The sequence below is a fragment of the Alteromonas sp. ABH2_165 genome (genome assembly GCF_056159945.1).
Genome location: NZ_JBSWWF010000010.1, coordinates 111,875 through 138,528, shown reverse-complemented (window position 1 = coordinate 138,528; position 26,654 = coordinate 111,875). Strand labels below are relative to the sequence as shown.

Below are 26,654 nucleotides of genomic sequence, written 5' to 3'. Positions count from 1 at the left end.
GGCTAGCTATCGAATTTCTCTTCCCAATCACGGAACTGTTCACGCGCAGACGCATCGACAGCGGCCTTGTTATTTTCAATCCACCAACGCTCCATGATCTGAACATTCTTTCTGTTTGATTTGTAGAAGAAGTCGGCGACATCACCGATAAATGGAATGAAGCCGAGACCAAAATCAATTACGCTATTGCGTACCATTACTTTGATCTGGTCGCTGGGCATGCCAAGTTTTTGGCCCATTCTGATAATCCGGAAGCCAGCAAATAACATCAGCGCATCACCCACACCGGGAATCAGACCAACAATAGAATCCAGACCCACCCGAAAATTAATCACTGGCAGCTTAATCGCTGTATCCAGCATGTTCGCCCATTTCTGTGCTTTAAGGAGTTCTTTCGGTGCTTTGGTCTGTGATGTCATATTAGTCGCTTGCGCCTAGTGCTTTAGCCAGTGCTTGCCGTTTGCGCGTTTCTTTATCAATGCGCCAACCGTGTAGATTGTCATTGATGAGTGCAAACAACATATCAACGTGTGCCGGGTCGTCATTCAGCGCAGGGATATATTCAAATCGTTTCCCTCCGGCTTCCATGAAATACGTCTTGTTTTCAACGCCGATTTCCTCAATTGTTTCAAGGCAATCTGCAGAGAACCCCGGACACAGAACCTGTACCGAGCGAATACCTTTACCCGGTAGAGATTTCATCGTTTCATCTGTATACGGTTGCAACCACTCTTCTCGACCAAAACGGGATTGAAAAGTTGTCATGTATTGATCAGATTTTAGTTCCAGCGCTTCGGCCAACAGCCTTGACGTTTTGTAACACTCGCAATGATAGGGGTCGCCGTTGATGAGGTATCGTTTAGGGATCCCGTGGTAGGACATCAGCAGTAAATCCGCTTTGCCATTTTCTTCCCAGTGCTTTCTAACACTGTTAGCTAAGGCTTCGATATAAGCCGGGTTATCGTTGTAGTTTGTAATGAAGCGCAGCTCTGGCATCCATCGACGCTTGGTGAAATCGGCAGCAACGGCATCGAACGTCGACGCCGTGGTGGACGCGCAATACTGGGGGTACAACGGCAGCACCACCAACTTGCGAACGCCTTGATCCAACAGTCGCTGAATGGCATTGGCAATAGATGGTTCGCCGTAACGCATGGCAAAATCTATCACCACATCGTCGCCGTATTGCTGCCTGCATTTATCTGCCAAAGCGGCATGCTGCGCCTTTGTAATCGCCATGAGCGGCGAGCCGTCTTCGGTCCATACCGTGGAGTAAGCATGAGCGGAGCGTTTTGGGCGAATATTCAAAATTACGCCATTGAGAATGCACCACCACAAAAGTCTTGGTACTTCCACAACCCGTGGGTCTGACAAAAATTCCTTCAGGTAAGGCTTCAGCGCCTGTTTGGTTGGCGCTTCAGGCGTGCCCAAATTAGTAATTAACACACCCAGCTTATCTGGCTGACCATGTGTGAAATGAGTGGAACTTTTGTATTTCATGCTGCTTTACCTGAAATCATGACCAACGATTTTGAATCACTGGTAAGTATACTGATTAACCAGTGCTTTTGATCCATCATTTTGCTCGATTGTTACGATTATTTAATCTCACTGGACGCCTTTGAAATAAAAAAACCGGTAAGTCAGACTTACCGGTCGTTCTTGTATAATCAATTTTAGCGCTTGGATTACGGCTGGTAGTAAGTTGCCGCGCCGGGCCCTACCGGCATACCGAGTAAGAATACCCAGATGTAGAACAGTATTGTCCAACCGACAATGAATACCATGGAGTACGGCAGCATCATGGCAATGAGTGTCCCCATGCCAATATCCTTTCGGTATTTGGCGGCCATAGCCAGAATAAGGCCAAAGTAACTCATCATCGGTGAGATAACGTTAGTCACTGAATCGCCAATTCGATAAGCCGTCTGAATAACTTCCGGCGCATAGCCCAGCAACATCAGCATAGGAATAAATATTGGTGCCGTTACAGCCCATTGCGCCGATGCACTACCCAGCGACAAGTTAACCAGACCACACATCAGAATGAACAGAATAAACACCGACGGACCGTCCAGTCCCGCAGCCTGCAGGAACGCAGCGCCCTTTACTGCCATGAAGGTACCGAGATTTGTCCACTTAAAGAAAGCCACGAACTGAGCAGCAAAGAAAACCAGCGTGATATACAGACCCATGGCGCCCATACTTTTCGACATGGCATTAATCACATCTTTGTCGTTTCGCATGGTGCCAACCACACGGCCATACACAAAACCGGGAACCGCAAAGGTGATAAAAATAAATGCCACGATGCCTTTGAGGAATGGAGAGCCTGTTACGCCGCCGGTTTCCGGATTACGTAAAGGGCCACCTTCTGGCACGATGGTGAGCGCTAAAATTGCACACAGCACAACAAACGACAGGCCCGCCATTTTTAAACCACGGCGCTCGGTATCTGTTACCGCTGACATCGACGCCGATTCAAGATCATCGGACGCATGCTCTTCGTTGTATTTGCCAAGTCGGGGCTCAACAATACGATCTGTCACGTATGTGCCCATGATGGCAATAATGAAGGTACTGATGAACATGAAGTACCAGTTCACCTCTGGTCCGACTATATACTCCGGGTCAATCATGTGAGCAGCGGCTTCGGTTATTCCAGAAAGCAGCGGATCAATAGTACCCAATAACAGGTTAGCACTGTATCCAGCAGATACGCCGGCAAACGCTGCGGCAAGGCCTGCAAAGGGGTGCCGTCCAAGCGAATGAAAGATCATTGCAGCCAGCGGAATAAGTACCACGTAGCCAAGCTCAGAAGCCGTATTTGAAAGAATGCCCGCGAACACAACGGCGAACGTAACCAATAAACGTGGCGCGCCCATTACAATCGATCGCATCAGCGCGGAAAGCATGCCGGAATGCTCGGCAACAGATACACCGAGCAGCGCCACAAGTACTGTGCCCAATGGCGCAAAACCGGTGAAGTTCGTTACCAGATGCGTCACAATTTTTTGCAAGCCTTCGGCGTTGACCAATGAGATAACTTCAATCATGCCGTCGGCTTCGCGACCTTTAGCTCCTACCGGGCGAGGATCAGCAACGGCAATATCGAAATAACCAAGAATGCCACTAAGAATAACGATGAAAATAGATAGTAAGGCGAACAACGTTACCGGGTGCGGCAACAGATTCCCCAGCCACTCTACGGTAGCTAAAAATCGCGCAAACCATCCACTCTTTGCTTCTTCCTCAAAAGAAGAAGTATCAGACTGTCTGGAGCTCAAAATATAACCTCTGTCGTTTTATAATCTGCAGATTAATCTGCTTAATTTTGGCGAGAGTATAACGAAAAAACAGCCAGTTCGCAGCAAAAGGCTATGAAGTGGCTCATTTTCTATACTTTATCATTAACCGATAAAGCGTAAAGCAGAGGATACGGGAGAATTAAAAAAAGCCCGCATTTCGCGGGCTTAGGAAGTTATTTACCTTTGGCGTTATTCAGGTATTTGAAGAACTCACCATCCGGTTCCAGCACCATGATATCGTCTTTGCTGCTGAAGCTCTTGCGGTATGCATCCATACTGCGCAGGAAGCTGTAGAACTCAGGGTTCTTAGAATATGACGTTGCGTAAATTTGAGCTGCCAATGCGTCACCTTCACCACGAACCTGACGGGCATTACGCTCGGCGTCTGCCAGCATAACCGTTACTTTGGCGTCGATATCGGCACGGATGACCTCGGCTTGCTCCTGACCTTCAGAACGGTGTTCACGGGCAACCGCTGCGCGTTCAGCTCGCATACGTTGGAAAATCGCGTTGCTGACTTCGTTCGGCAGGTTGATCTGCTTTACACGCACGTCAACAATTTCGATACCCAGCTCTTTTGAGGACTGACTAGCCTGTTCCATTGCTTGATTCATCAGCGCTGAGCGCTCACCCGACACGATTTGTGCGATGGTGCGAGCACCAAACTCTGAACGCAGGCCGTTATTCACTTTTTGCTTTAACAGCGCTTCCGCCTGAAGTTTATTCCCGCCTTGCGTTGACAGATAATACTGAGCAAAATCGGCAATTTTCCACTTCACGTAAGAGTCTACAATCAGGTCTTTCTTCTCTGATGTTACGAAACGATCAGGCACATCGTCCAACGTCTGAATACGCGCATCAAGACGTCGCACAGAGTCGATGAACGGGAATTTAAAGTGCAGACCCGGCTCAAACACTCTGGTGTCGCCGGTAGCATCATCACGTTGAACCTTACCAAACTGGATTACAATAGCGCGTTCACCTTCGCTAACCACGAAAACGGCGCCCGAAAACAGAATAACCACCAGCACCACGGCTGCAATCAATAGATTCTTCATGTGTTATTCTCCCCCACTTCCAAAACGGCTATCACGAATACCAGAGTTTACCGTTGAAGGTCTGCCGCTGTTGTCCGAAGACGACATCGGTAAAGACTGATAAGGTGCTGTTGAACTTCTTGCTGGAGATGAAGTTGACGACGAACGCTGTTCCATCATTTTATCCAGTGGTAAATACATCATGTTGTTGCCACCTTTGGTGTCGACCAACACTTTGCTTGTTTTACCAAGCACTTCTTCCATGGTTTCCAGATAAATACGCTCTCGGGTAACCGTTGGCGCGGATTCGTACTGAGGCAGAAGCTCAGCAAATCGTGCCACTTCACCCTGCGCTTCTAGGATCACACGCTCTTTGTATGCCTGTGCTTCTTCGTTCATGCGATTAACCTGACCACGGGCGCGAGGCTCAATTTCACGGGCATAAGCTTCAGCTTCACGAATGAAACGTTGTTCATCTTCCTGCGCGGCAATAGCATCATCAAATGCATCTTTTACTTCTTCAGGTGGACGCGCATCGCGGAAGTTCATGTCAGTAATCGTGACACCCAGATCATAGGGTTGAAGGATAGACTGCAACTCTTCCCACACTCGCTGACGAGTAACTTCACGACCATCTGTAAGTACATCGTCCATCTGAGAGTGACCAACAACGTAACGAATTGCACTGTCTAAGGCCTGACTCAAACTCATTTCAGGGCTCGTTACAGCAAAGGTCCAACGGTACGGGTCGACAACCCGATACTGCATTTCCATTTGAACGCGAACGACGTTTTCGTCTTCAGTCAGCATAGAACCGCTAGACGCCTGATCACGAATAGAAGTTACGTCTACCGGAATAACAGAATCGATAAAGGTTGGCTTCCAACGCAGGCCAGGGTCGACTTGCTTATAATATTCGCCAAAGCGAAGCACGACACCACGTTCTGATTCGCGGATAGTATAGAAACCACTGACGACCCAGATAACGACCAACAGTCCAATTAAAATTCCGGCACCTACTGTACCAAGACTTTTACCAGAACCACCGCTGCCGCCGCCCATTTTACCGAACTTACCAAACAGGTTTTTGAACACATCGTCCAAATCCGGGGGCCCTTGATCTCGACCGCCGCGGTTTTTCCACGGGTCATTATTTTTGCCACCCGGCTCATTCCAAGCCATGCTGATACTCCATAATTGGTTATTTATCTGAAAACTGTCGTTAATTTAAGCGTTTGTCAATGATGGTCCACAAAATGGGATAGCCCCTGGTCCAATCGTTTCTCTAAACGGTTCCAATCAGCAGCAGGCATTTTAATGTCTACTACCCAGTCACCGTCAGAATCGTAAGCTTCATTGGCAATACAATTTAAATCGTACAATACACCACGTAATTTGCTCTGTGCAGGCGGAATTCGTAATGTATAGCTCACCATGCTTTGACCGAGACAGTCGGTCAGCGCTTGGCTCAATAAATCGAGTCCTTCGCCGGTTTGTGCCGATACCCATACCCGGGTAGGCACACCGTCCTCATTTCTATCTATACGCGAAGAAATTTCATCAAGTTTATCAATCTTATTACAGATTATTAATTGTTGAATGTCATCTGCATCAATTTCTTCAAGAACCGCGTTCACCTCATCCATCGTTTCACGATAGTTAGCTTCCGCAACATCTACCACATGTAGGAGTAAATCGGCTTCCTGCGTCTCCTGCAGCGTAGCTTTAAACGCAGCAACTAAATCGTGAGGCAGGTGACGAATAAACCCTACTGTGTCAGCAAGAATAGCCGGTCCCACGTCCTTAAGTTCAATTTTACGCAGTGTAGGATCAAGCGTTGCAAACAGCTGATCGGCTGCATAAACGTGAGAATCCGTTATGGTATTGAACATAGTTGATTTGCCGGCATTGGTATAGCCAACGAGAGAGACGGTTGGAATTTCGGCGCGCTTGCGCGAACGACGGCCTTGCTCCCGCTGCTTCTGGACTTTCTCCAGCCTGCGCAGGATGGCTTTAATTCTGGCACGTAAGAGCCGGCGGTCAGTTTCGAGCTGTGTTTCACCCGGTCCACGCAGACCTATCCCGCCTTTCTGGCGCTCTAAGTGTGTCCATCCGCGTATGAGTCGGGTTGAAATATGCCGTAACTGCGCCAGCTCTACCTGTAATTTACCCTCATGGGTTCGCGCACGTTGCGCAAAGATATCGAGGATCAAGCCAGTACGGTCTAGTACCCGGCATTTACAGATAGCTTCGAGATTCCGTTCCTGAGACGGCGACAACGCATGATTGAAAATCACTACATTCGCATCATGCGCTTTCACAGAAGCAGCAATCTCTTCGGCTTTACCTGAACCAACGAAATACTTGGCGTGGGGTGCACTGCGCGACGTCGTAAGTACGTCTACCGCATTCACTCCAGCAGAAGATACGAGCAATTCAAGCTCAGCGAGATCTTCTTTACTGCTTTCGTCAGCAAAATTTACATGAACAAGAACAGCCTGTTCACCGGCTTCATAACGGTCAAACAAGCAATGTACCTTTTGTATTATTCACTTTTACTATTGTCAGAGTCCCCTTGGGTTGAACTGGGCATAGTGATAGCTCGAGAAGGCACAACAGTAGAAATGGCATGCTTATATACCATCTGGCTTACTGTGTTTTTCAGCAAAATCACGAACTGGTCGAAAGATTCAACCTGCCCCTGAAGTTTGATACCGTTTACCAAGTAGATGGAAACGGGAATACGCTCCTTTCTTAACGCATTCAAGAATGGGTCTTGTAGTGATTGCCCTTTAGCCATTTGATTTCCTTAGTTTTTATTATTTCCATGACAAACTATACAGTTGTCACCGCGCTTAATGTATAACACACTCCAACAGTTAAAGTGTGATTTTTGACATAATTCTAGTTAAGTTATCGTTAGCAAACGTGTCAAGCCATTCGACTTCAGGCCAGCCTCTTAACCAGGTTAGCTGACGCTTAGCAAGCTGACGTGTTGCTATTATCCCTCGTTCACGCATTTCCGCGTAATCAAGTTGCCCTTGCAAATACTGCCACGCCTGACGGTATCCTACGGATCGTATAGAGGGTAAATCTTCGTGTAGATCACCCCGGGCAAATAAACTTCTGACCTCGTCTAGAAAGCCGTCTTCCAGCATCATATCGAATCGTTGTTCAATACGACCGTGTAAAACCGCTCTGTCTTCCGGCGCAATGGCAAATTGCGTGACATTAAACGGACAAGGCTCACCTTTAGTTGCTTGCCAGTCTGTCAGATTACGCCCGGTAGACCGATATACTTCCAGAGCGCGGGTCAGGCGCTGTGGGTCATTTGGATGAATACGAGCTGCGCTTACAGGGTCTACACGAGTCAATTCGTCGTGTAAGGCGTTCCATCCATAGGCCTCGGCTTCCTGGGCAATACGCGCTCTTACCTCATCGTTTGAACTAGGTAAGGGCGAAATACCATTTATCAAGGCATTAAAGTACATCATCGTACCACCCACCAAAACAGGCAATTTGCCGCGTTGGTGAATGTCGTTTATCAGTGTTCCCACATCACTGTGAAATTCTGCTACAGAATAGCTTTCATTGGGGTCGATTATATCGATAAGCCAATGCGGCGCGATGGTTTGCTCTTCAGCTGTCGGCTTCGCGGTTCCGATATCCATACCGCGATACACCAGTGCAGAATCAACGCTAATAATTTCACAGGGTGTTTGCTGTGACAACGCTAGAGCCAGACTGGTTTTACCGGAAGCGGTCGGGCCCATAATTGTTACGACAGGCTTCATATCGTCTTTACTTTTCATTCAGGCCATTTCTCAATCAGGCTATCTATGGACTGCCTGCGTCCATGGGCTTCCAGCGTGACAATTTTCTCTGCTTCCGCATTTTGGTCAAAATCATGCCAAACCGCAGCAATGATGTCGCTAGGCAAGGTGTCGGTATTACTCACGGATTTTAGCACACCACCTAGCGTTTCCTGTTTTGATGCGAGTATTTGCGGAAACCAGTTAACCCATGGGAAATGCCTGCAACCTGCCGGCACCTGCTGCAAACGATACTTCCCCGCAACCAAATTTACTTCAAAAAAGCCTTCCCGAAGTAATTCCACCGTGTCCTGGCTAATAGCACCATCGTCAGCGACGGAGACAGGCATGAGTAGCGGTTGTGAGGCGCCAGCCGCGATAATATTTTGCTCGACCCAAGGGCCAATTATAGCGTTTATAGACAATAGCAAACAGCTGTTTTTATGACAGTAAATTCTTATATATTCATTTATTTGAAGATATTGCAAGTTTACTGTGTCACCAATATTTGCCTGCGATGTCAGCAAGGCCGTATAGCTCTCGCTGTAATCGGCGATGGAGGGCTTCGACGACCCTGATTGTGTTGGCGGATAGCGCCCACTGCTGCTCCCGCCACCGGTAGGCTGACGAAATGACCCGCCAACCCCAGACGGCGAGCTTGGCGACCCCGCCTGACGCTGCTCAAACGCCGGAACCGGCGACGTTGAGGTAACGGGTGTTAAAGGGCGAATATAGTCGTGTTCGGGCTCGTCGAAACGCGTTTGCGTTTTCTCATCACCGTCGCAAAGCGCATCAGCCACGGTTTTACATATAAAATCATGTACCAACCTACTTTGCTGGAAACGCACTTCGTGTTTCGCAGGATGTACGTTGACGTCTACATCGCTGGGATCAACAGTGAGGTAAACCACGAATGAGGGTTGTTCTAATACGCCCCACACACTCTCATATGCCTGACGAATTGCGTGCAAGATAAGTTTATCCCGCATACCGCGACCATTTACAAAACTGAACTGCCCATCCGTACTGCTTCGCAACATGGCTTCATTGCCCAGCCATGCCTCCAGATGCATACCGTGATAATCTGTTTTCACATGTATCGCATTGGTCAGAAACTTCTGCCCCATCACCGCAGCAATGCGCTGGGTAAGATGGTCTGAAGATGATGTCTGATAACGCTTAGTCACTTTGCCGTTGTGTTTAAGAATAAACGACACCGCAGGATGACTGAGTGCAATCCGACGGATAACATCTTCAATATGCTGATACTCAGTTTTCTCGGTACGCAGAAATTTTCGTCTGGCCGGGGTGTTGTAGAACAAGTCTGCAACATCAATTGTGGTACCTGGCGGGTGCGCTACCGGATTAAGACTCACAGCCATGTCCCGCCCCTCGCAGTGTGCCTGCCAGGCCTGCTCTTGCGCTTCTGGCTTAGAGGTGAGTATCAAGCGACTAACCGAACTGATACTGGCAAGCGCTTCGCCACGAAAACCAAGCGATAAAATACTTTCCAAATCGTCCAGCGTGGCAATTTTGCTGGTTGCATGGCGGCTTAATGCGAGCGCTAGCTCATCTTTAATAATACCGTTGCCGTTGTCACGTAAACGAATGCGCTTGTGACCGCCTTTTTCAATATCCAGTTCAATACGGGTTGCACCGGCGTCCAAACTGTTTTCAACCAGTTCTTTAACAACGGAGGCAGGTCTTTCTACCACCTCGCCAGCCGCAATCTGGTTAGCCAACTGTGGTGGGAGTAGCTGTATAGGCAAGGGAAATCCTGTAACTGGTTACTTTCAGGTTCGCGGTATGGTCAGTTCCTGACCAATCTGAACGGTATCGCTATTTAAGTTATTAGCGGCTTTGATAGTGCTGATTTTGACATTGTAGCGCTGGGCCAGCAAGGATAAAGACTCACCCCGTCTGACTTTATGAATGAGATTCCGCGACTTTTCTGCTGCCCAGAGGGTGCCGTCGGGCGGCACCTGGCGGAAATAGGTTTTAATAGCATTGAACATGGATGATGCCAGACGCTTCCGGTAATCACTCCAGTTCAGGTTTTTTTCTTCCTGCGGATTGCTGATAAAACCCGTTTCAACCAGGATAGAGGGAATATCTGGTGCAGTCAGTACAGCAAGGCTTGCAGCCTGCGGCGAAGACTTGTGCATGCGAGTGACGCCCTTAAGCTCCTTAATCACTTTCTGACTCAGGTCGTAACTCGACGCCATCGAGTGGTCCATAGACAGCCCAAGAATCGTTTCAGCCAGATAACGCTCACTGGCATTATCGGAAATGACTTCAGCGGCTCCACCCAATAACTCTGAATGTTGCTCCGTTCTTTCTAGCCAGCGACCTAATTCAGTATCAGCCCGGCGCATAGACAACACCCACACCGAACCGCCACGCGGTCCAGCGGTAGTAAACGCATCAGCGTGAATTGAGATAAGCAGATCGGCTTTACTTTTACGGGCAATTTCAGGGCGTTTATTCAGTCCCACATAGTAATCGCCTGTTCGCGTCATGATGGCACGCATTCCCGACTGGGCATTTACCATATCTTCAAGATATTTGGCGATGCTTAGCGTAATGTGCTTTTCATACGTGCCAGCACGGCCAATAGAACCAGGATCATTCCCACCGTGTCCAGCGTCGATGGCAATGATAATGTCGCGATCGCGACTATTGTTCTTGCTATCGAGCACGACACTGGGGGTTTGAGTATAGGTTGGCTTTGAGTCAATAAGATCGACAACTAAGCGGTGACCATAGGGTCCATCAGGTTCAACAGGAAAAACGGAGGGTGCAGCCTTGCGAGATAACTCGACGACGATGCGAGCGGCATTCTCATTTTTTGGTGTGGAATGGCGAACCCGGCGAACGAGATCGCCGCTGATATCCGCCTTGGATAAATCGCTGTTATTGCCAGTATCAGCTAAATCAATAACCAACCGATAAGGGCTTTCGAGTGAAAAATAGGTATATTCAGGCGCACTTTTCAGATCAAGTACCAAACGGGTTCTGTCGCCAGAAGGCGCAGCCCTAACGCTACTTATCTGATTTTGTGCCCAAGCAGCGCTCGCCAGACACCACACACAGATTGTGAGTATGATTACGCGCAACATAATTAACCCTGAAATTTACCCTTACTGACTTTGTTATTTTATTTAAAGAGTCAGCTACCTAGTACATCAATAATGGCTTTGCCTGCCTCTGAACGGGCAGTAACCGATAATATTCGTCCATCATTATGTGAGTTAATACTAATCACTAAATCCGCAGAAGCCAAGAATTCAGCCCCTTTTTGCGGCCATTCAATTAAACAAACCGCCTTTTCACGAAAGTAATCCCGTATACCCATGAACTCCAGTTCCTCAGGATCAGCTAGCCGGTATAAGTCGAAATGATACACCGATACGTCTTTCAGCTCATACGGTTCAACCAGTGTATAAGTGGGACTCTTAACGTTACCTGAATGGCCTAACCGTTGAATAAAGTAACGACTGAACGTTGTCTTACCCGCACCCAAATCGCCCTCCAGATAGACAACCAAGCCGGTCGCTAGCTGCTGCTGACTGACCGAGTCCGCCAACGTTTCAGCGACAAATGCGGTTTCTTCGGGTGATGAAGACGTAAAGGAGAGTTCTGGATAAGGCATAAGTTCAGTTTAACATTCACTACTGGTTGATGAGCATGCGCACGGCATCGAATAAATCGCTGGCAATCATACCACGCTGACCATACAAGTCAGCCAGATCATCACCCGCTTTCGCATGCACTGTGACACCGTATTTAGCCGCAATATCACGAGACAGTCCTTGCGCCAACAATGCCCCCAAAATACCGCTTAATACGTCACCGCTGCCAGCCGTTGCCATACCAGGGTTCCCATGTTTACTCACCCAGGTCTTTCTCTCGTTATCAATGATGGTACCTGCACCTTTCAGCACACACGTTGCGTGATAACGCTGAGCGCACTGACGTGCATAGTTGAATCGTTCTGCTTCTACATCATCTACCGACACACCCAGCAAGCGGGCCGCCTCGCCAGCGTGAGGGGTTAAAATACAGTCGTTAATGGTGTACGCCGTTGCCGCACGATTAAGCAAATTCAGTGCATCCGCATCCAGTACCATGGGCTTAGGATGCGTCTGACAGTGCTTCATTACCGTGGTGAATACCGATTCAGCCCAATCGTCTTGTCCGAGCCCGGGTCCAATCACCACACAGGTTGCCCACTTCAGCGCATCTTCAAGATCGCTGTCAGTAACCATTAACTCTGGACGACCAGCGCTTACTTGTATGGTAGAAGTTTCATGCGTAAAGACCCGCACCATGCCCGCACCACTGCGAAGAGCCGCTTCACTGCTTAATCGTATAGCACCGGCAGTGCCTTTATTTCCACCAACACAGAGCAAACGACCGTATGTTCCCTTGTGGCTGTGTACAGCACGTGGCCCCATACCACGGAACTGTTCGATATCCAGCAAACTGGCCGATGATCGCGCTAATTCTGCAAAGGCTTTACCAATACCAAGATCATCGTAAACCAGTTTGCCGCAGGACTGTTTTCCGGCACCGGTGGTTAAACCGGGCTTAATGCCTACAAACGTAACCGTAACATCAGCTTCGATACAACGCCCCAAAGACTGCCCAGTGTTGGCATCCAGACCTGACGGCACATCAATACTCACAACAGGGGTATCGCTGGCATTGATGGCGTCGATGATATCGGCAAACTCATTGCGAATATAACTAGTAATGCCGGTACCCAACATGGCATCTACGATTAGCCCTGCTTTTGCCAGGAGCTCTTCGCAGAACACTTCAATTTTACCGCCAGCATCTAACCAACGACGCTGCGCTTCACCAGCATCGCCTTCGAGAATTCGATGAGGCTCTACGGCGCAGACATGCACCTGTTTACCCGCATCTTTAGCTTTTAAAGCGGCAATATAACCGTCACCCGCATTATTTCCTTGCCCAACTACGACCAAAAAAACATCGGTATTCGGGAGCAGGCTCTGACACTGACGGAATACTGAAGTACCGGCACGCTCCATCAGCGTAGATAAATCGCAGCCGGAATCTTCCGCTGCTTTACGTTCGTGTTCTCTTACTTGTTCTGCGCGAAAGAGTTTGTGTGATAAGCTTGTCGCGAGTTTAGTGTCTAGCATGGTTTCATGTCCGCGTTGCAATCAATCGATCTCAATAGATTAACAAACGATATCAAGGCTTGGGGCCGCGCGCTAGGTTTTCAGCAGGTCGGTATCAGCGATGTTGATCTTAGTCAGCACGAAGATAAGCTGCTTGAATGGCTGGGAAACGGCTATCATGGCGATATGGAATACATGGCAGCCCATGGTGTAAAGCGTGCACGCCCGGCAGAACTGGTGCCTGGTACAGTGCGGGTTATTAGTGTACGTATGGACTATCTCCCGCCTGACGCGTCGTTTGCTCGCCACCTTTCTGATGACAAAATTGGTTACATTAGCCGTTATGCCCTGGGAAGGGATTACCACAAAGTACTTCGAAACCGACTAAAACAACTGGGCGAGAAAATTAAAGCTGAATTGGCTCACACTGAGTATCGCCCGTTTGTAGATTCCGCGCCGGTGCTCGAACATGCTATAGCCGAGAAAGCCGGTATTGGTTGGACAGGCAAACACTCCCTCACACTAAACAAAGAAGCGGGCTCCTGGTTTTTTCTCGGCGAACTGTTTATCAACCTGCCATTACCGGTAGATAAGCCCGTAGAAGAAGGTTGCGGCAGTTGCACGGCATGTCTGACGATTTGCCCTACCCAGGCCATCGTCGCCCCCTACACTGTCGATGCCAGAAAGTGCATTTCATATCTCACCATCGAGAATGATGGGCCAATACCAGAAGCGTTACGCCCCTTGATGGGAAATCGAATATACGGCTGTGATGACTGCCAGCTGGTATGCCCGTGGAACCGCTATGGCAACATCACTGAAGAGAAAGACTTCTTCCCTCGAAGCCAACTGCATGGTGAAACGCTGATTAACCTGTTTAATTGGGATGAAACGACGTTTCTGAAAAACACGGAAGGCTCACCAATTCGACGTATTGGTCACGCACGCTGGTTACGCAACATTGCAGTTGCGATGGGAAATGCCGCTGCCGATGAGTCTATCCTTTCAGCCCTTGAAAGCAGAAGTGGTCAGGTAAGCGAACTGGTTCAGGAACACATCGACTGGGCCATAGAGCGGCAGAAAAACAAAAACGCTGCCCATGACGACAATCGTCAGAAGCAGCGTTTGATCAGAGTCATTCAGAAAGGCTTACCAAGAGACGCGTAATTAGCGCCTACCTTCCCGCAATTTTACGCTCAGTAACAATTACTTGTGATATTGGCGACTTAGCTTATGCACTGCGTCAACAAACACGCCGGCGTGCTCGGGTGGTACATCGAGATGTATGCCATGACCAAGGTTAAATACATGGCCTGTCCCTTCGCCGAATCCGGCAAGGATGTCTGCAACTTCTTGCTCAATTCGTTCAGGTTGAGCATATAGCATGGAAGGATCCATGTTGCCCTGCAGAGCGACTTTGTCACCGACGCGGGCTTTGGCATCAGCAATATCGATAGTCCAATCTAAACCCACAGCATCACAGCCAGTATCAGCAATAGCTTCAAGCCACATGCCGCCGTTTTTGGTGAACAAGGTAACCGGCACTCGACGGCCTTCACTTTCGCGATTAAGCCCTTCAACGATACGCGCCATATACTGCAGAGAAAATAATTTGTAATCCCGAGGTGACAATACACCACCCCAGGTGTCAAAAATCATCACCGACTGTGCGCCAGCAGCAATTTGCGCGTTCAGATAACTGGTGACAGAATCAGCGAGCTTTTCCAATAATGCATGTAGCAGTGCAGGTTCAGCAAACGCCATTTTCTTAATTTTGGTGAAGGCCTTACTTGAACCACCTTCAACCATGTAAGTTGCCAGTGTCCACGGACTTCCCGAGAAACCAATCAGTGGCACTTCGCCTTTCAATTCGCGGCGAATAGTGCGCACGGCATTCATCACATATTGCAGCTCACCTTCCGGATCAGGAATACCAATTTTATCGATATCCGCTTTACTCTGTATTGGATTTTTAAAGCGAGGGCCTTCGCCCGCTTCAAAATACAAACCCAATCCCATGGCATCAGGAATCGTGAGAATGTCAGAAAACAGAATAGCGGCATCAAGAGGAAAACGACGCAGAGGTTGTAACGTTACTTCACAGGCTAATTCGGCGTTCTTACACAACGACATAAAATCACCGGCTTCCGCACGGGTGGCTTTATATTCTGGCAAGTATCGACCAGCCTGACGCATCATCCAAACAGGAGTAACGTCTACAGGCTGCTTGAGTAGCGCGCGTAAAAATCTGTCATTCTTCAGCGCTGGGCGCTCGATAGATGGGCTATTAGCCGACATGCAAATCCTCTACAACTTAATCATAATCTGGTGGGGAGTATAACAATATTTCGCCCGCTTGCGTCGGAGTCAAATCAACTGTTACCCAAAATTGTGCTAAAGACTCGCTTTGCATACGAATGCATAAGACTTTAGTCTTGCTTCTCACGAAGACTTATATAATAGTAAGAAAAAATGAAGAAGCCCTTAAGGGACCGATTAAAACCTTCCTGAAGCCTCGCCTAGCGAGGCTTTTTTATTATTCTTTCCCCATGTCTCTTTGGATCATCGCCTCTATAAGCTTGCCAGCTATCGACAGTTTAGGTGGAATCTTTGGTAGATTATCGATATCAAACCATTGCGCATCATCAATTTCGCCGGGCTGCGGAACAATATCGCCAGAGTCATATTCCGCCAGAAATCCCATCATTAAGGAATGCGGAAATGGCCAAGGCTGACTATTGAAGTATGAAAGATTCTTAATTTTGACGCCCACTTCTTCCTCGACTTCCCGATGAACGGCTTGTTCGAGACTTTCGCCGCTTTCCACGAAGCCGGCGAGCGTAGAGTACATACCACTCTCTTTGTGACGAACGCCCTTAGCCAGCAAAATCTGGTTTTCGCGATAAATTCCCACAATGATACAAGGCGAGACACGAGGATAAGCCCGATGTTTGCACTGATGACATTGCATCGCCATTTCCCAATCAACCTGTTCCATCTGCGCGCCGCACTGGCCGCAGTAGCGATGGGTGCGAAGAAAATGTACGTATTGCCAAGCTCTCGACAGTACATTGAACAGTGCCTCTGAACCTTCAGCCATCACGCTACGCATTGTAGTAAATTCCCACAACTCATGTTCTACGTGCTCAGCTCCTAGATCGAGCAGAAAAACGGGATGCGCGAGGTCGTGATGTTCCGATAGTGCGGGTAATTCTACAATACTACTTTGATGGTGGGCGAGTAGACTAATATCACTCCAGTACCCCTGAAATAAAGCATCATCAGATTTTCTCACCAGCAACATGTCACGGCTGAATATAATCCATAACGCCTGTGTAGTAGCGAGGCGATTCTCTGTCACTGGCTTAATCATTCATTCACCTTAAAAAGTCCTAAACTTGCGTTGCTATTTAATGCGGCATTTCAAAAACACGGCGCTCATGATAGTGATTTTCCCGGTATTTTTATAGTTGTTACGATTGCGGAAACACCTCTGTCATTGTTAAGGTTCACCGCAATGTTATACTGAGAATAGAAATCAGCTGCATTGGCAGGAACCCGAACCAGTCACGGGTTGTCATGTCATAAATAATAAAGACATTTGTCGGTAAAAAGTCATGAATAGTACTACCCTGATTAATAAAGCCCGTGCTTATTGCGAACAGCGTGGCGCCAGATTCACCCCTTTACGCGAAAAAGTTTACGAGATTTTACTTGGTAAACATGGTCCGATGGGGGCGTATGAGTTGCTGGACACATTAAAAGAGACAGAATCCGGCGCGAAACCGGCAACTGTCTATCGTGCTCTGGATTTTTTACTAGAATTTGGATTTATACACCGACTGGAATCCACTAATGCATTTGTGGCCTGTCATCATTTTGGCTGCCACCATCCGGTACAGTTCCTTATTTGCGACAGTTGTGGCGATGTAGCAGAAATTCAGTCGGAAGGCTTACAGGAAACCCTTGAAAACCAGGCGAGTAAATATGGTTTCAAAGTTTCCAAACAAACAATAGAAGCTCACGGACTTTGTGCAGACTGTCAGGATGCAGAAAACTCTGAGCCAGAGGAAGAACACCATGAATGTTGAGTTTGTTAATCCTTTCATCAATGGTTTACTAAACGTGATGGAAACCATGGCGCAAACCAAATTAAAGCCTGGAAAACCCAAGCGTAAACAAAGTGATATAGCGCAAGGTGATGTCTCCGGCTTAATTGGAATGGTGGGCCCACAGATAAAAGGGTCAATGTCGATTACCTTTGATGAGGAACTGGCGCTGACCATTATGGAGCGTATGGTAGGTGAACGTCCTGCGAAGCTCGACGCGGAAGTTGGCGATATGGTTGGGGAAGTCACAAACATGATTTGTGGCAACGCAAAGCGAGACCTGGCAGAGAAAGGCTTCGAGTTTGGCATGGCCACACCAATCGTAGTATCTGGAAAGCAACACACTATCAGTCACCAGGTCGATGGCTCCAAACTCATCATGCCATTTATGTGTGACGAAGGACTAGCTCACATGGAAATATGTTTTGACAAGTAACTGGCATCAGCAAGAAATTACCCTCCCCCCGTTTCGACGGGGTTTCCACCTCATCACAGGCCACATCGAAAGTGCAATCAGTGAGTTAGCAAACGTAAAGATTGGGCAACTTCACTTGTGGCTTCAGCACACCAGTGCCAGTCTCACCATTAATGAAAACGCAGATCCGTCGGTAAGAAGTGATCTAGAAAGCTGGTTTAACCATACTGTATTGGAAACGTCGGAATTTTTTACACATACCTATGAAGGTATGGATGATATGCCCGCTCACATTAAGTCTAGCTTGTTGGGTTGCGAGGTAACAGTTCCGGTAAAGGATGGAAAATTACAGCTAGGCATCTGGCAAGGCCTCATTATGGGCGAACATCGCAATAATGGTGGCAGTCGGCGCATTCTAGCGACTTTACACGGCCTTTGGCGATAAAATCCAGAAAATTCTTATATACGAAATGTTGTAGTTGGCACGCCGTATGCTAAGACCCTTTCATCCAATTGATTTATCAATCACTCAACGTTATACAGGATGTGAAAATGAACAAAACTTTTAAACTGTCTGCACTGGCTTTTGCATTAGCAGCCTCTGCTCATGTATCTGCACAGGAAGCATCAACTCAATCATACGATAAATGGTTTGGCATTTACGGTATGTATTATAATGCTGACGTAGACAAACCAGCACCTGATTATCTGGAAGATGGCAAAGGCGTTGGTATGGAAATGGGCTGGCGTTTTGATGAAAGCTGGGCTGTTCGCGGTGAATTTACTGCATTAGAACTCGACTATATGGAAGTTTTGAGCAATAAAGACAGCGCTTCTGGCTTTATGTTCGGCGTAGACGCGATGTACTTCATGCCTAATGATTGGTGGTACATTTTCGGTGGTCTTAAGCGTCAGGAATTCGATGAAGATCACAACCTGGTTAACCTGGGTTTGGGTAAGCACTGGGCAATCGGTGAAAAGCTGAAGCTTTCTACTGAAATTGCTGCTTATCGCGACATCGACGATTCTTACTACGACTACAGCGTTAAAGTTGGTCTGACATTCCCATTCGGTAACGCGACAACGTCTAACTACAACGAGCCTACGCCTGTTGTAGACGGTGACAGCGACAGCGATGGCGTGCTGAACAGTGTTGACCAGTGTCCTAACACACCAGCTGGTACCGAAGTTGATTCAACAGGTTGTGCAGTAGTGACTGAAGCTGACAGCGACAGCGATGGCGTTGTAGACAGCAAAGACATGTGCCCTGACACACCAATGAACGACAAAGTAGACGCAGACGGTTGTACTGTGTTTGACGAAAAAGAAGTAACGCACAACCTGCGTGTTCTGTTCGCGAACGAAAGTGCTGAAGTGTCTGAGCCACACTCTGCCGACATCGAAGACTTTGTTGCTTTCTTCAAGCGCTACGGCAAAACAGAAGCTGTGATCGAGGGTCACGCATCTGCTCCAGGTACTGATGCGTACAACATGGAACTGTCTGAGCGTCGTGCTGAAGCGTTTAAAGACGTACTGGTAAATGAATACGATATCGACCCTGCACGTCTTAGCACAGAAGGTTTCGGTGAAAGTGAACTGCTGATGGAAGGTACTTCTCCAGAAGCTAACCGCGTAAACCGTCGTATCTCTATCCGCGTTACAGCGATTGTTGAAGTACCTGAAAAGCGTTAATTCGACAATATGACATAATTAAAAAGGCGCCATCTGGCGCCTTTTTTTGTGTCTGTAGATTTATCGATTGACTCGTTAGTGTAAGCGTTAGTATTCGTCGTCGAAAGCGGGCCCAGCATAGTTGTCAAAGCGTGAAAACTGACCTTGGAAAGTAAGACGGCTTGTACCAATAGGACCATTACGCTGCTTACCAATGATGATTTCTGCAATACCCTTGTATTCACTGTTTTCGTGATAAACCTCGTCACGGTAAATGAACATGATCAAGTCGGCATCCTGCTCGATGGAGCCCGATTCACGAAGGTCCGAGTTCACCGGGCGCTTGTCTGCCCGTTGCTCCAAACTACGGTTAAGCTGCGACAGCGCAACCACGGGTACTTCAAGTTCTTTCGCCAATGCTTTTAATGAGCGCGAAATTTCGGCGATTTCCAATGTACGGTTATCACTTAACGACGGCACCCGCATCAATTGAAGGTAATCCACCATAATAAGACTAATGCCACCACGTTCCCGGGCTAGCTTTCGTGCCCGCGAGCGCACATCCATCGGAGTCAGGCCGGAAGAATCATCAATAAACAGGTTATCTTTGTCTTTCAGCATGGCCATGGTGTTAGAGACTCGGGCCCACTCCTGATCATCAAGTTGAGCTGTACGAATGCGAGTTTGGTCTACACGACTTAGTGATGCCAGCATACGCATCATGATCTGCTCAGACGGCATCTCCAGACTGAAAACCAACACGGGCTTTGTCTCAGCCATCATGGCGTTTTCGCACAGGTTCATAGCAAAGGTTGTTTTACCCATCGACGGACGGGCAGCCACGATGATCAGGTCGGAAGGTTGTAAACCACTGGTTTTCTTATCAAGGTCGCTGAAACCTGTGGTAACACCGGTTACTTCCTTGCTGGTTTCAATCAACGATTCCAGTCGCTTGATGGTTTTATCAAGCACCGAGTCAACATCCCGGGGGCCTTCATTCTCCCCTGTTCGTTTCTCTGCGATTTCAAAAACCTTACTCTCTGCCATGTCCAGAATGTCGGCACTGTCGCGACCTTCCGGGTTGTACCCCACTTCGGCAATTTCGTGAGCTACGCCAATTAACTCGCGGGTAATTGCGCGTTCACTAACGATTTTCGCATAGGAAACCACGTTGGCAGAGCTTGGGGTGTTCTTTGCCAATTCGGCAAGATAGGCAAAACCACCTGCATCTTCGAGCTCGTTTCGGTGCTCAAGGGCTTCAGACACGGTGATCAAGTCCACCGGTTGACTTTGACCTAAAAGATGAAGAATAACTTTGAAGATGACCTGATGAGAGTGATTATAAAAATCTGTATCGGTGACCACTTCGGCCACTTTGTCCCAACTCTCACGATCGATAAGCATACTTCCCAGCACGGCCTGCTCGGCTTCGATGCTGTGCGGCGGTACTTTCAGCTTTTCGATATTTTTATCTTTTGAGGTTGGAACGACTTTCACAATATTCACTTCCAAAATTTCGAAGAGGATATTGTCCGTGAATCAGCACGAATTGCAATGTGTTTAGGCTATCAAGCTAATAACTTGTCGTTCCAATAACAAACGATGATTGGCTTTCTCAGATTTAACACAGCCATTATTGCACTACGGCTTCGGTTTTCTCCATTTGAAAAAAAACGCCGTCCCATAGGGTGAAAGCACGTTCTTTACTGGCAACCAGTACAGATTGACCCGGTACATTTTCCCCGTGACATTCAACGTCGAAACGGGAAATTTTATTCGCTACAATGCCGAGTTGCGCAAAAGACACTTTATATTCAGTTTGAAAGTCTTTCTCTGATAGCTTTTTCTCGTGCCATTGTGTTTGCCCACATTGTGTTTGACCAAGCACTACATTGTCGGTTGAGTATTGAAAAGATTGGCCTAACATAGTTTTAGTGTCTTTAGGCTCCATGGCACTGATCCCCGGAGCCACCGAGGAGGTAATAACCCAAGTTCCTTCTACGCTAGCAGGCTCTTTTACTGCACAACTGGTAATGGCCGCACAAGCGGTAAGAAAAAGTACGCCGAACCAGATAAGTGGGGAAGTTCCCTTTGCGCTTCTGTGTCGCGCTGACATCAATTTCTCCTTATTTTTATTACCAAACATAAATGGGGTCAAAAAGGCTGCTTTAAATAAGCAGCTTAGGGAGCTTGTCGTGCTTATTGGATAGTTGGTCTGCTTGCGCGAAGAGAGGTTCAGATGTTTACAAAAAAGAGCAGAAAACCTGATGATTTTCTGCCCTTTTATCTATTTTGATATTGGATACTTATCTGGCTTGCTACTTAGTTTTAACAATGAGCTCGCCGTGCACGGTAGACATTTCCACCCCTGCTGAACCTTGATTTACCGAAAACTCAAGCCATTTACTCGGGCCATATTTTGCTGACTTCTGTTTGTCGTTGGTAATCTTATTAACAATATCGCCTCCGGCATGGGCTTCCAACTCGAAGCGCGCTGACACCTCTTTCTGCATGGTGAAAGCGATGGTGCCCCCTACGGAGGAAGCTTCCACATCCGCTTTGCTGTCGAGGGTCATTGATGTTTCGATCTCACCATTTACGGTAGTCAATGACAGCGATTTTATCAGAGCCAATTCTAATTCCGCATCACCATTCACTGATTCAAACTCAACGACTGGACTCGATGTTTTAAGCTTCACATTGCCATTCACCGTCATCACTTTTGTGAGTTCGTCACCTTCGTGTTCGCCTTTCACGTCACCATTAACGGTTTCAATTTGAAGTAAGCCACGTATTGCATTAAGCGAAATGTCACCATTTACGGTTTCTAATTTCATTCGACCGGCTATGTCTTTGGCATCAATATCGCCGTTCACCACTTCCAATTGAACACTGTCGGTAAGAGATTCTACACTTACGCCTGCGTTCACAGCCGTGTAAGACACACCAGATTCTATAGGCACATAAATAGTCAGATCATCACCATCGTCATAATCTTTCTCTTTCCAGTTGATTTTACGATGGTTGGTTTCTACCTGAATGGTAATGTCATTACCGTCTTTCTCGAAAATAAATTCTTCTGTGCGATCGCCAAGCTCGCCGGAAACGTAGACTTCATTTTTATCCCAACCAATAATTTTCGCCTTACCGGACACGTGCTCAATCTCTACGTGGGGAGATGCAGAAGTCTCCAGGCGTTTATCAACTTTTTCTTTGGCGTGAGCCGCCAATGTTACAAAAAGCAGGCTTGCTGATACCAGTGCGGTGACCGTTGAGTGCGAAGGTTTAGTGCGAATCATATATCATTCCTTAAGTTCAAATTTGCTGCCACTTGGGCGCGTGCACTCGCTCAATCAGCAATAACTGTTGTTGGTATATATGCTGGAGCATGCCCAGCAAGGCGGTATTATCTGGATCTTCGGCCAACGCGCGTTTTACCGCCGCAGCCGCCTCATCCAGTTCATTAAGTTGCTGCTGCCAATCATCCGTCACTGCAGCTTTCTCTCTAAAACGGGTTAACAGCGACAATTTTTGCTCTTCATGCTGCTGACTGATGGCCTGCACCAGTGCATCACCGTGCATACCTTGTGATGATGGCTCTGAAAGTGGATCCATTCTGGTAACAAACAACACTGCAGCAATTAATATAAAGGAAGCAGCAATAGGCATTGCCACGCTTCTCCCTTGCTTAACGGGAGTGGCAGGGATGTTGTCATTAATGCTATGCGCAATCCCTGCCCACAAATCCTTCTCAGGGACTTTTTCTTTATCTAGCTTCGCCAGCGCTACTGTTAGCTTGTCGTTATGCTCAGCCATTAGTCTGCTCCCATCCAATCTTCGAGCAGCTGACGCGCTCGGTGGTACTGTGCTTTACTCGTACCCGATGCAATTTTCAACATAGTGGCAATGTCTTCGTGCCGATATCCTTCGACGGCATGTAATACAAACACCACTCGAGCTCGCTCCGGTAATCGAAGAATATATTTTTCGAGATCGACCTCACTGCTACAACCAGACGTCTCGGGTTCTGCCAATGTGACGCTTTCGATGTCGAACATGCGCTGCAACCAGTTTTTCTGCCGACGCATATAACTGATTGTCACGTTCGCCGCCACACTGTGTAGCCAGGTAGAAAATTGGCTTCGCTCATCGAAATTCGATAATGTGCGCCAGACTTGAATAAACACTTCCTGAGCAGCATCTTCGGCCATTCCGCGTTCGCCGGTTAACCGAAAACACAACCCATAAACACGGTTGATATGATTGTCGTAAATTTCTCGATATGCATTGCGGTCACCATTAACTGCAGCACGCAAAAGTGCACTTTCCCGCACTCTTAAAGTGTCAGGTGTCATATCTGTGACTGTGGCGTGTGATAGTTCCATGCGTTCCTTGAGCGTTTACGCTTTTACTTTTTTTATTTCATCGCTAAGCGCGGTGTTTTTTGATCCTGATATTTCATTAGTCGCATCGCCAGATGAAATGGTTTAAATGCGTCTTGGTTTTTTTTACATTAGTCACCTACCAATTACCACAGGACATCGCCATGCATTCAGATATGCACCTTGAAGCGCTTTTTGCTGCCAAACCAGTTCCCTTCGGCCCTCGTGGTGCACCTAGCGCCATTCAGAAACAAGCAGTTCAACAGCTTCACGTTAATATCGATGGAACAGATGAAGATGAACAAGGAAACAAAAAACTACACGGTGGCCCTGAAAAGGTACTGCATCAATTTAGCCATAAAGGTTATCAGGCATTAACTGAGGCATTTCCTGAAAAAGCCTTCACCGTTGGAACGATCGGTGAGAATATGATTGTGGCCGGTATGGACGACAACAACGTGCATGTTGGTGATGTATATAAAATGGGTAACGTGCTACTGCAGGTTAGCGCTCCTCGGGCACCGTGCAATAAAATATCCCATCGCTATGAGATTAAGAACCTGGATCGCTTCGTTGGGCTTAATGGCATTACAGGCTGGTACTATCGAGTGCTTGAAACCGGTGTTTTGCAAGTGGGGGACGCCGTAGCATTAGTCTCACGCCCGCAACACACAGTGAGTATTGCTGCACTCATGACGGCGGTATACGACAAAGGCCAACCTGAGAAAGCGAAAGATTATGTCGGTATCGAGGTACTCGATGATGAGTGGCGAGAGAAATGCGAACGCGTCATTAAACGGGCATCCTGAACCTTTTATTTGCCTATAAGTACAAAAGGCACATCAATGCTGATGTGCCTTTTTCATAAATACGAAATCACGCTTACTTTGCTTACTTTTGCGAGGCTATCCAGTCGTTAACCATAAGCTCCAGCGTACTTAGCGGCACTGCACCGCCACCGAGTACCAGATCGTGGAACGCCTTGATATCGAATTTCTCGCCAAGCTCGGTTTTCGCCTTTTCTCTTAATTCCAGAATTTTCAGCATACCAATCTTATAAGCGGTAGCCTGTCCTGGCATTACAAAGTACCGACGTACTTCCGATTTGGCCTGGCCTTCAGAGATTGGCGTGTTATTGATGAAATATTCAATAGACTGCGCTTCGGTCCACTTCTTCGCGTGAATGCCGGTATCCAGAACGAGACGAATTGCACGCCACATTTCGGAATGCAGACGACCGAAATCGTTAATCGGTTCTTTATACATGCCCATCTCTTTAGCTAAACGCTCTGAATAAAGTGCCCAACCTTCGACGTAGCTGGTAAAGAACTGTTGAGTACGGAATGTAGGTATATCTTCCAGTTCCTGCGCAATGGCGATTTGCATGTGGTGTCCCGGTACACCTTCATGATAGGCAATCGCTTCCATCTCACTTTTAGGCATCATGGTCATATCAATTAGATGTACATAATATACACCCGGATTAGAACCATCCGGTGAACTTGGATAGTAATGTTGTGCGGCGCCTGGCTGCTCACGAAATGCTTCAACCCGCTTCACGACCAGATCAGCTTTTGGCAAACGACCAAAATAGTCAGGCAGAATTTCCTTCATATCGTTGATGTATTTGCGGGCATCTTCCAGATAGGCTTCGCGACCCTCATCGGTATTTGCATAGTAAAGGCGCTCGTCAGATTTATCTTCGCGAAGGTAATCGAACATTTCGCGCAATGTGCCATCGAAACCCAGCTCGCCTTTCACCTTTTCCATTTCAGCACGGATACGCGAAACTTCTTTCAGACCCAACTCATGGATCTCATCTGCGGTCATGTCTGTCGTGGTAGATTGGGCGAGCATCACATTGTAATAGGCCTCACCGTCTGGTAGTGCCCAAACACCTTTTGCTTCTTTGTCGAGGTTTGGCAAATCGTCTTCAAACCAGTCAATCAGGGTCTGGTAGGCAGGTCCTACCTTGGAGGTGAGCATGGTAGCGGCTTCTTCAATGTACTCGTCGGCCTGCTCTTGTGTCAGGGTACCCTGCTCGACCAGCGCTTCGGCTTTTGCCTTGAAGTCGCCGTAAAGCGCATTGTCATTTTCTGAATCATCGAACGGCTTGCCTGAGATAATGCCTTTGCTCTGTTGTATTACCCCTTCATAAGCGAAGTACGGTGCTTTAACGCCTTGATCAGCTGCCACTCGAGCACGATCAATCAGTTGATTCACTGCACGGCCAGCTTCACCTAAACGGCTCACGTAGTCTTTAAGATCTTGCTCGCTGCTGACTTTGTGGTAGTTAATCAACACAGTCGGAAGCTGGGAATGCATGCCGAACATCTGGTTAAATGTATATTCACGACGTTCGAACGGCTTCATCGCTTTTTGCTGCTCGTATCCGAACAGGAATACATTCCAGGAAATCTTGGCGTCGTCATCCAGCTTGTCGTAGTCGAAAGTTTCTTTCATTTCCTTAACTGCAGCTTCCATATCTGCAAAACGTTCGTTGGAGGCTTGCTCAGACATCTGATCCAGCTCACCGTAACGTTCCTTTCTACCCTGCATAGTTAACGCAAGAGGAGACTTTTTCAGCCCTTCTTCATATTGCTCTTCAAACCACGCATTCAGACGTTCGGTTTCTGTTTGTTCTGCCTGCACCTCGCCGACAACTTCTGACTGTTCTTTCGGGGCTTCATTCGCTGGCGAACAACCCATCATGGCGGTAGCCACTATACTTAATGCAAAACCAAAACTGGCTTTTACAGAAGATTTCATG

Annotated in this window: 26 protein-coding genes; 6 read left to right on the top strand and 20 right to left on the bottom strand. The window is 47.6% G+C overall.

Translation table 11 applies throughout. The annotated features are described in order from the left end of the window. Positions 1 to 2: 2 nt before the first annotated feature. The 12 genes from ACXAFQ_RS18730 to ACXAFQ_RS18675 form a co-directional block, all read right to left on the bottom strand. Positions 3 to 419: a DUF4112 domain-containing protein gene (locus tag ACXAFQ_RS18730; RefSeq protein ID WP_474824913.1), complete on the bottom strand. Its 417-nt coding sequence runs from the start codon at positions 417 to 419 to the stop codon at positions 3 to 5. A gap of 1 nt (position 420) precedes the next feature. Next, positions 421 to 1,500, bottom strand: a complete 1,080-nt coding sequence (gene hemH, locus ACXAFQ_RS18725; protein WP_474824912.1) for a ferrochelatase — start codon at positions 1,498 to 1,500, stop codon at positions 421 to 423. A 188-nt stretch (positions 1,501 to 1,688) separates the two neighbouring features. Beyond that, positions 1,689 to 3,287, bottom strand: a complete 1,599-nt coding sequence (locus ACXAFQ_RS18720) for an AbgT family transporter (protein ID WP_474824911.1) — start codon at positions 3,285 to 3,287, stop codon at positions 1,689 to 1,691. A 194-nt stretch (positions 3,288 to 3,481) separates the two neighbouring features. Continuing rightward, positions 3,482 to 4,366: a protease modulator HflC gene (gene hflC / locus ACXAFQ_RS18715; RefSeq protein ID WP_474824910.1), complete on the bottom strand. Its 885-nt coding sequence runs from the start codon at positions 4,364 to 4,366 to the stop codon at positions 3,482 to 3,484. A 3-nt stretch (positions 4,367 to 4,369) separates the two neighbouring features. Continuing rightward, positions 4,370 to 5,527 (bottom strand): FtsH protease activity modulator HflK, encoded by a 1,158-nt coding sequence (gene hflK / locus ACXAFQ_RS18710; RefSeq protein ID WP_474824909.1) that lies wholly within the window; start codon positions 5,525 to 5,527, stop codon positions 4,370 to 4,372. A 56-nt stretch (positions 5,528 to 5,583) separates the two neighbouring features. Then, a complete protein-coding gene (gene hflX / locus ACXAFQ_RS18705) occupies positions 5,584 to 6,873 on the bottom strand; it encodes a ribosome rescue GTPase HflX (protein ID WP_474824907.1) in 1,290 nt (429 codons plus the stop codon). A gap of 17 nt (positions 6,874 to 6,890) precedes the next feature. Continuing rightward, positions 6,891 to 7,145: an RNA chaperone Hfq gene (hfq, locus tag ACXAFQ_RS18700; protein ID WP_070125785.1), complete on the bottom strand. Its 255-nt coding sequence runs from the start codon at positions 7,143 to 7,145 to the stop codon at positions 6,891 to 6,893. A gap of 79 nt (positions 7,146 to 7,224) precedes the next feature. Continuing rightward, on the bottom strand, positions 7,225 to 8,157 hold the full coding sequence (gene miaA, locus ACXAFQ_RS18695; RefSeq protein ID WP_474824906.1) for a tRNA (adenosine(37)-N6)-dimethylallyltransferase MiaA: 933 nt from the start codon (positions 8,155 to 8,157) through the stop codon (positions 7,225 to 7,227). Next, complete coding sequence (mutL, locus tag ACXAFQ_RS18690) at positions 8,154 to 9,926, bottom strand: DNA mismatch repair endonuclease MutL (RefSeq protein ID WP_474824905.1); 1,773 nt, start codon at positions 9,924 to 9,926, stop codon at positions 8,154 to 8,156. Before mutL ends, miaA begins: the two co-directional genes overlap by 4 nt. A 24-nt stretch (positions 9,927 to 9,950) precedes the next feature. Further along, positions 9,951 to 11,276 (bottom strand): N-acetylmuramoyl-L-alanine amidase, encoded by a 1,326-nt coding sequence (locus ACXAFQ_RS18685; protein WP_474824904.1) that lies wholly within the window; start codon positions 11,274 to 11,276, stop codon positions 9,951 to 9,953. Positions 11,277 to 11,326: 50 nt separating this feature from the next. Then, positions 11,327 to 11,809 carry a tRNA (adenosine(37)-N6)-threonylcarbamoyltransferase complex ATPase subunit type 1 TsaE gene (gene tsaE, locus ACXAFQ_RS18680; RefSeq protein WP_474824903.1) on the bottom strand — a complete coding sequence of 161 codons (483 nt, stop codon included), beginning with the start codon at positions 11,807 to 11,809 and terminating at the stop codon, positions 11,327 to 11,329. A gap of 19 nt (positions 11,810 to 11,828) precedes the next feature. Further along, positions 11,829 to 13,328 carry an NAD(P)H-hydrate dehydratase gene (locus ACXAFQ_RS18675; protein ID WP_474824902.1) on the bottom strand — a complete coding sequence of 500 codons (1,500 nt, stop codon included), beginning with the start codon at positions 13,326 to 13,328 and terminating at the stop codon, positions 11,829 to 11,831. 6 nt (positions 13,329 to 13,334) lie between these two features. Here ACXAFQ_RS18675 and queG point away from each other — a divergent pair, with 6 nt between their 5' ends. After that, the gene (gene queG, locus ACXAFQ_RS18670) at positions 13,335 to 14,474 is read left to right on the top strand and encodes a tRNA epoxyqueuosine(34) reductase QueG (protein WP_474824901.1); all 1,140 of its coding nucleotides are present in this window, start codon (positions 13,335 to 13,337) and stop codon (positions 14,472 to 14,474) included. Between the two features lie 39 nt (positions 14,475 to 14,513). Here the strand turns inward: queG and hemE are convergent, their stop codons facing one another. After that, positions 14,514 to 15,605: a uroporphyrinogen decarboxylase gene (hemE, locus tag ACXAFQ_RS18665; RefSeq protein WP_474824900.1), complete on the bottom strand. Its 1,092-nt coding sequence runs from the start codon at positions 15,603 to 15,605 to the stop codon at positions 14,514 to 14,516. Positions 15,606 to 15,843: 238 nt separating this feature from the next. Further along, complete coding sequence (nudC, locus tag ACXAFQ_RS18660; RefSeq protein ID WP_474824898.1) at positions 15,844 to 16,680, bottom strand: NAD(+) diphosphatase; 837 nt, start codon at positions 16,678 to 16,680, stop codon at positions 15,844 to 15,846. A 244-nt stretch (positions 16,681 to 16,924) separates the two neighbouring features. Here nudC and ACXAFQ_RS18655 point away from each other — a divergent pair, with 244 nt between their 5' ends. From ACXAFQ_RS18655 to ACXAFQ_RS18640, 4 genes are all read left to right on the top strand, one after another. Next, positions 16,925 to 17,398 (top strand): transcriptional repressor, encoded by a 474-nt coding sequence (locus tag ACXAFQ_RS18655; RefSeq protein ID WP_070125794.1) that lies wholly within the window; start codon positions 16,925 to 16,927, stop codon positions 17,396 to 17,398. Continuing rightward, positions 17,388 to 17,852 carry a chemotaxis protein CheX gene (locus tag ACXAFQ_RS18650; protein WP_070125795.1) on the top strand — a complete coding sequence of 155 codons (465 nt, stop codon included), beginning with the start codon at positions 17,388 to 17,390 and terminating at the stop codon, positions 17,850 to 17,852. The genes ACXAFQ_RS18655 and ACXAFQ_RS18650 overlap by 11 nt, the downstream gene beginning before the upstream one ends. Next, positions 17,842 to 18,276: a secondary thiamine-phosphate synthase enzyme YjbQ gene (locus ACXAFQ_RS18645; RefSeq protein WP_474824897.1), complete on the top strand. Its 435-nt coding sequence runs from the start codon at positions 17,842 to 17,844 to the stop codon at positions 18,274 to 18,276. The genes ACXAFQ_RS18650 and ACXAFQ_RS18645 overlap by 11 nt, the downstream gene beginning before the upstream one ends. Positions 18,277 to 18,383: 107 nt before the next feature. Then, positions 18,384 to 19,523, top strand: a complete 1,140-nt coding sequence (locus tag ACXAFQ_RS18640) for an OmpA family protein (protein WP_474824896.1) — start codon at positions 18,384 to 18,386, stop codon at positions 19,521 to 19,523. An 87-nt stretch (positions 19,524 to 19,610) separates the two neighbouring features. Here the strand turns inward: ACXAFQ_RS18640 and dnaB are convergent, their stop codons facing one another. From dnaB to ACXAFQ_RS18615, 5 genes are all read right to left on the bottom strand, one after another. Continuing rightward, positions 19,611 to 20,999: a replicative DNA helicase gene (dnaB, locus tag ACXAFQ_RS18635; protein ID WP_474824895.1), complete on the bottom strand. Its 1,389-nt coding sequence runs from the start codon at positions 20,997 to 20,999 to the stop codon at positions 19,611 to 19,613. A gap of 136 nt (positions 21,000 to 21,135) precedes the next feature. After that, a complete protein-coding gene (locus ACXAFQ_RS18630) occupies positions 21,136 to 21,618 on the bottom strand; it encodes a hypothetical protein (protein ID WP_474824894.1) in 483 nt (160 codons plus the stop codon). Between the two features lie 202 nt (positions 21,619 to 21,820). Then, positions 21,821 to 22,801 carry a DUF4097 family beta strand repeat-containing protein gene (locus ACXAFQ_RS18625; protein WP_474824893.1) on the bottom strand — a complete coding sequence of 327 codons (981 nt, stop codon included), beginning with the start codon at positions 22,799 to 22,801 and terminating at the stop codon, positions 21,821 to 21,823. Positions 22,802 to 22,817: 16 nt separating this feature from the next. Then, positions 22,818 to 23,318 carry a hypothetical protein gene (locus ACXAFQ_RS18620; RefSeq protein WP_474824892.1) on the bottom strand — a complete coding sequence of 167 codons (501 nt, stop codon included), beginning with the start codon at positions 23,316 to 23,318 and terminating at the stop codon, positions 22,818 to 22,820. Next, a complete protein-coding gene (locus tag ACXAFQ_RS18615; RefSeq protein ID WP_474824948.1) occupies positions 23,318 to 23,857 on the bottom strand; it encodes an RNA polymerase sigma factor in 540 nt (179 codons plus the stop codon). The genes ACXAFQ_RS18620 and ACXAFQ_RS18615 overlap by 1 nt, the downstream gene beginning before the upstream one ends. 191 nt (positions 23,858 to 24,048) lie before the next feature. Here ACXAFQ_RS18615 and ACXAFQ_RS18610 point away from each other — a divergent pair, with 191 nt between their 5' ends. After that, positions 24,049 to 24,693, top strand: coding sequence for an MOSC domain-containing protein (locus tag ACXAFQ_RS18610; RefSeq protein WP_474824891.1), 645 nt, complete (start codon positions 24,049 to 24,051; stop codon positions 24,691 to 24,693). A gap of 82 nt (positions 24,694 to 24,775) precedes the next feature. Here the strand turns inward: ACXAFQ_RS18610 and ACXAFQ_RS18605 are convergent, their stop codons facing one another. Further along, complete coding sequence (locus ACXAFQ_RS18605) at positions 24,776 to 26,653, bottom strand: DUF885 domain-containing protein (protein WP_474824890.1); 1,878 nt, start codon at positions 26,651 to 26,653, stop codon at positions 24,776 to 24,778. Position 26,654: the final 1 nt, after the last annotated feature.

Excerpts from the sequence above, each read along its gene's own strand:
- ACXAFQ_RS18730 (WP_474824913.1), bottom strand. The coding sequence starts at position 419 with ATGACATCACAGACCAAAGCACCGAAAGAACTCCTTAAAGCACAGAAA.
- hemH (WP_474824912.1), bottom strand. The coding sequence starts at position 1,500 with ATGAAATACAAAAGTTCCACTCATTTCACACATGGTCAGCCAGATAAG.
- hflC (WP_474824910.1), bottom strand. The coding sequence starts at position 4,366 with ATGAAGAATCTATTGATTGCAGCCGTGGTGCTGGTGGTTATTCTGTTT.
- hflK (WP_474824909.1), bottom strand. The coding sequence starts at position 5,527 with ATGGCTTGGAATGAGCCGGGTGGCAAAAATAATGACCCGTGGAAAAAC.
- hfq (WP_070125785.1), bottom strand. The coding sequence starts at position 7,145 with ATGGCTAAAGGGCAATCACTACAAGACCCATTCTTGAATGCGTTAAGA.
- miaA (WP_474824906.1), bottom strand. The coding sequence starts at position 8,157 with ATGAAAAGTAAAGACGATATGAAGCCTGTCGTAACAATTATGGGCCCG.
- ACXAFQ_RS18685 (WP_474824904.1), bottom strand. The coding sequence starts at position 11,276 with ATGTTGCGCGTAATCATACTCACAATCTGTGTGTGGTGTCTGGCGAGC.
- tsaE (WP_474824903.1), bottom strand. The coding sequence starts at position 11,809 with ATGCCTTATCCAGAACTCTCCTTTACGTCTTCATCACCCGAAGAAACC.
- ACXAFQ_RS18675 (WP_474824902.1), bottom strand. The coding sequence starts at position 13,328 with ATGCTAGACACTAAACTCGCGACAAGCTTATCACACAAACTCTTTCGC.
- queG (WP_474824901.1), top strand. The coding sequence starts at position 13,335 with ATGTCCGCGTTGCAATCAATCGATCTCAATAGATTAACAAACGATATC.
- hemE (WP_474824900.1), bottom strand. The coding sequence starts at position 15,605 with ATGTCGGCTAATAGCCCATCTATCGAGCGCCCAGCGCTGAAGAATGAC.
- nudC (WP_474824898.1), bottom strand. The coding sequence starts at position 16,680 with ATGATTAAGCCAGTGACAGAGAATCGCCTCGCTACTACACAGGCGTTA.
- ACXAFQ_RS18655 (WP_070125794.1), top strand. The coding sequence starts at position 16,925 with ATGAATAGTACTACCCTGATTAATAAAGCCCGTGCTTATTGCGAACAG.
- ACXAFQ_RS18650 (WP_070125795.1), top strand. The coding sequence starts at position 17,388 with ATGAATGTTGAGTTTGTTAATCCTTTCATCAATGGTTTACTAAACGTG.
- ACXAFQ_RS18640 (WP_474824896.1), top strand. The coding sequence starts at position 18,384 with ATGAACAAAACTTTTAAACTGTCTGCACTGGCTTTTGCATTAGCAGCC.
- ACXAFQ_RS18630 (WP_474824894.1), bottom strand. The coding sequence starts at position 21,618 with ATGTCAGCGCGACACAGAAGCGCAAAGGGAACTTCCCCACTTATCTGG.
- ACXAFQ_RS18625 (WP_474824893.1), bottom strand. The coding sequence starts at position 22,801 with ATGATTCGCACTAAACCTTCGCACTCAACGGTCACCGCACTGGTATCA.
- ACXAFQ_RS18620 (WP_474824892.1), bottom strand. The coding sequence starts at position 23,318 with ATGGCTGAGCATAACGACAAGCTAACAGTAGCGCTGGCGAAGCTAGAT.
- ACXAFQ_RS18615 (WP_474824948.1), bottom strand. The coding sequence starts at position 23,857 with ATGACACCTGACACTTTAAGAGTGCGGGAAAGTGCACTTTTGCGTGCT.
- ACXAFQ_RS18610 (WP_474824891.1), top strand. The coding sequence starts at position 24,049 with ATGCATTCAGATATGCACCTTGAAGCGCTTTTTGCTGCCAAACCAGTT.
- ACXAFQ_RS18605 (WP_474824890.1), bottom strand. The coding sequence starts at position 26,653 with ATGAAATCTTCTGTAAAAGCCAGTTTTGGTTTTGCATTAAGTATAGTG.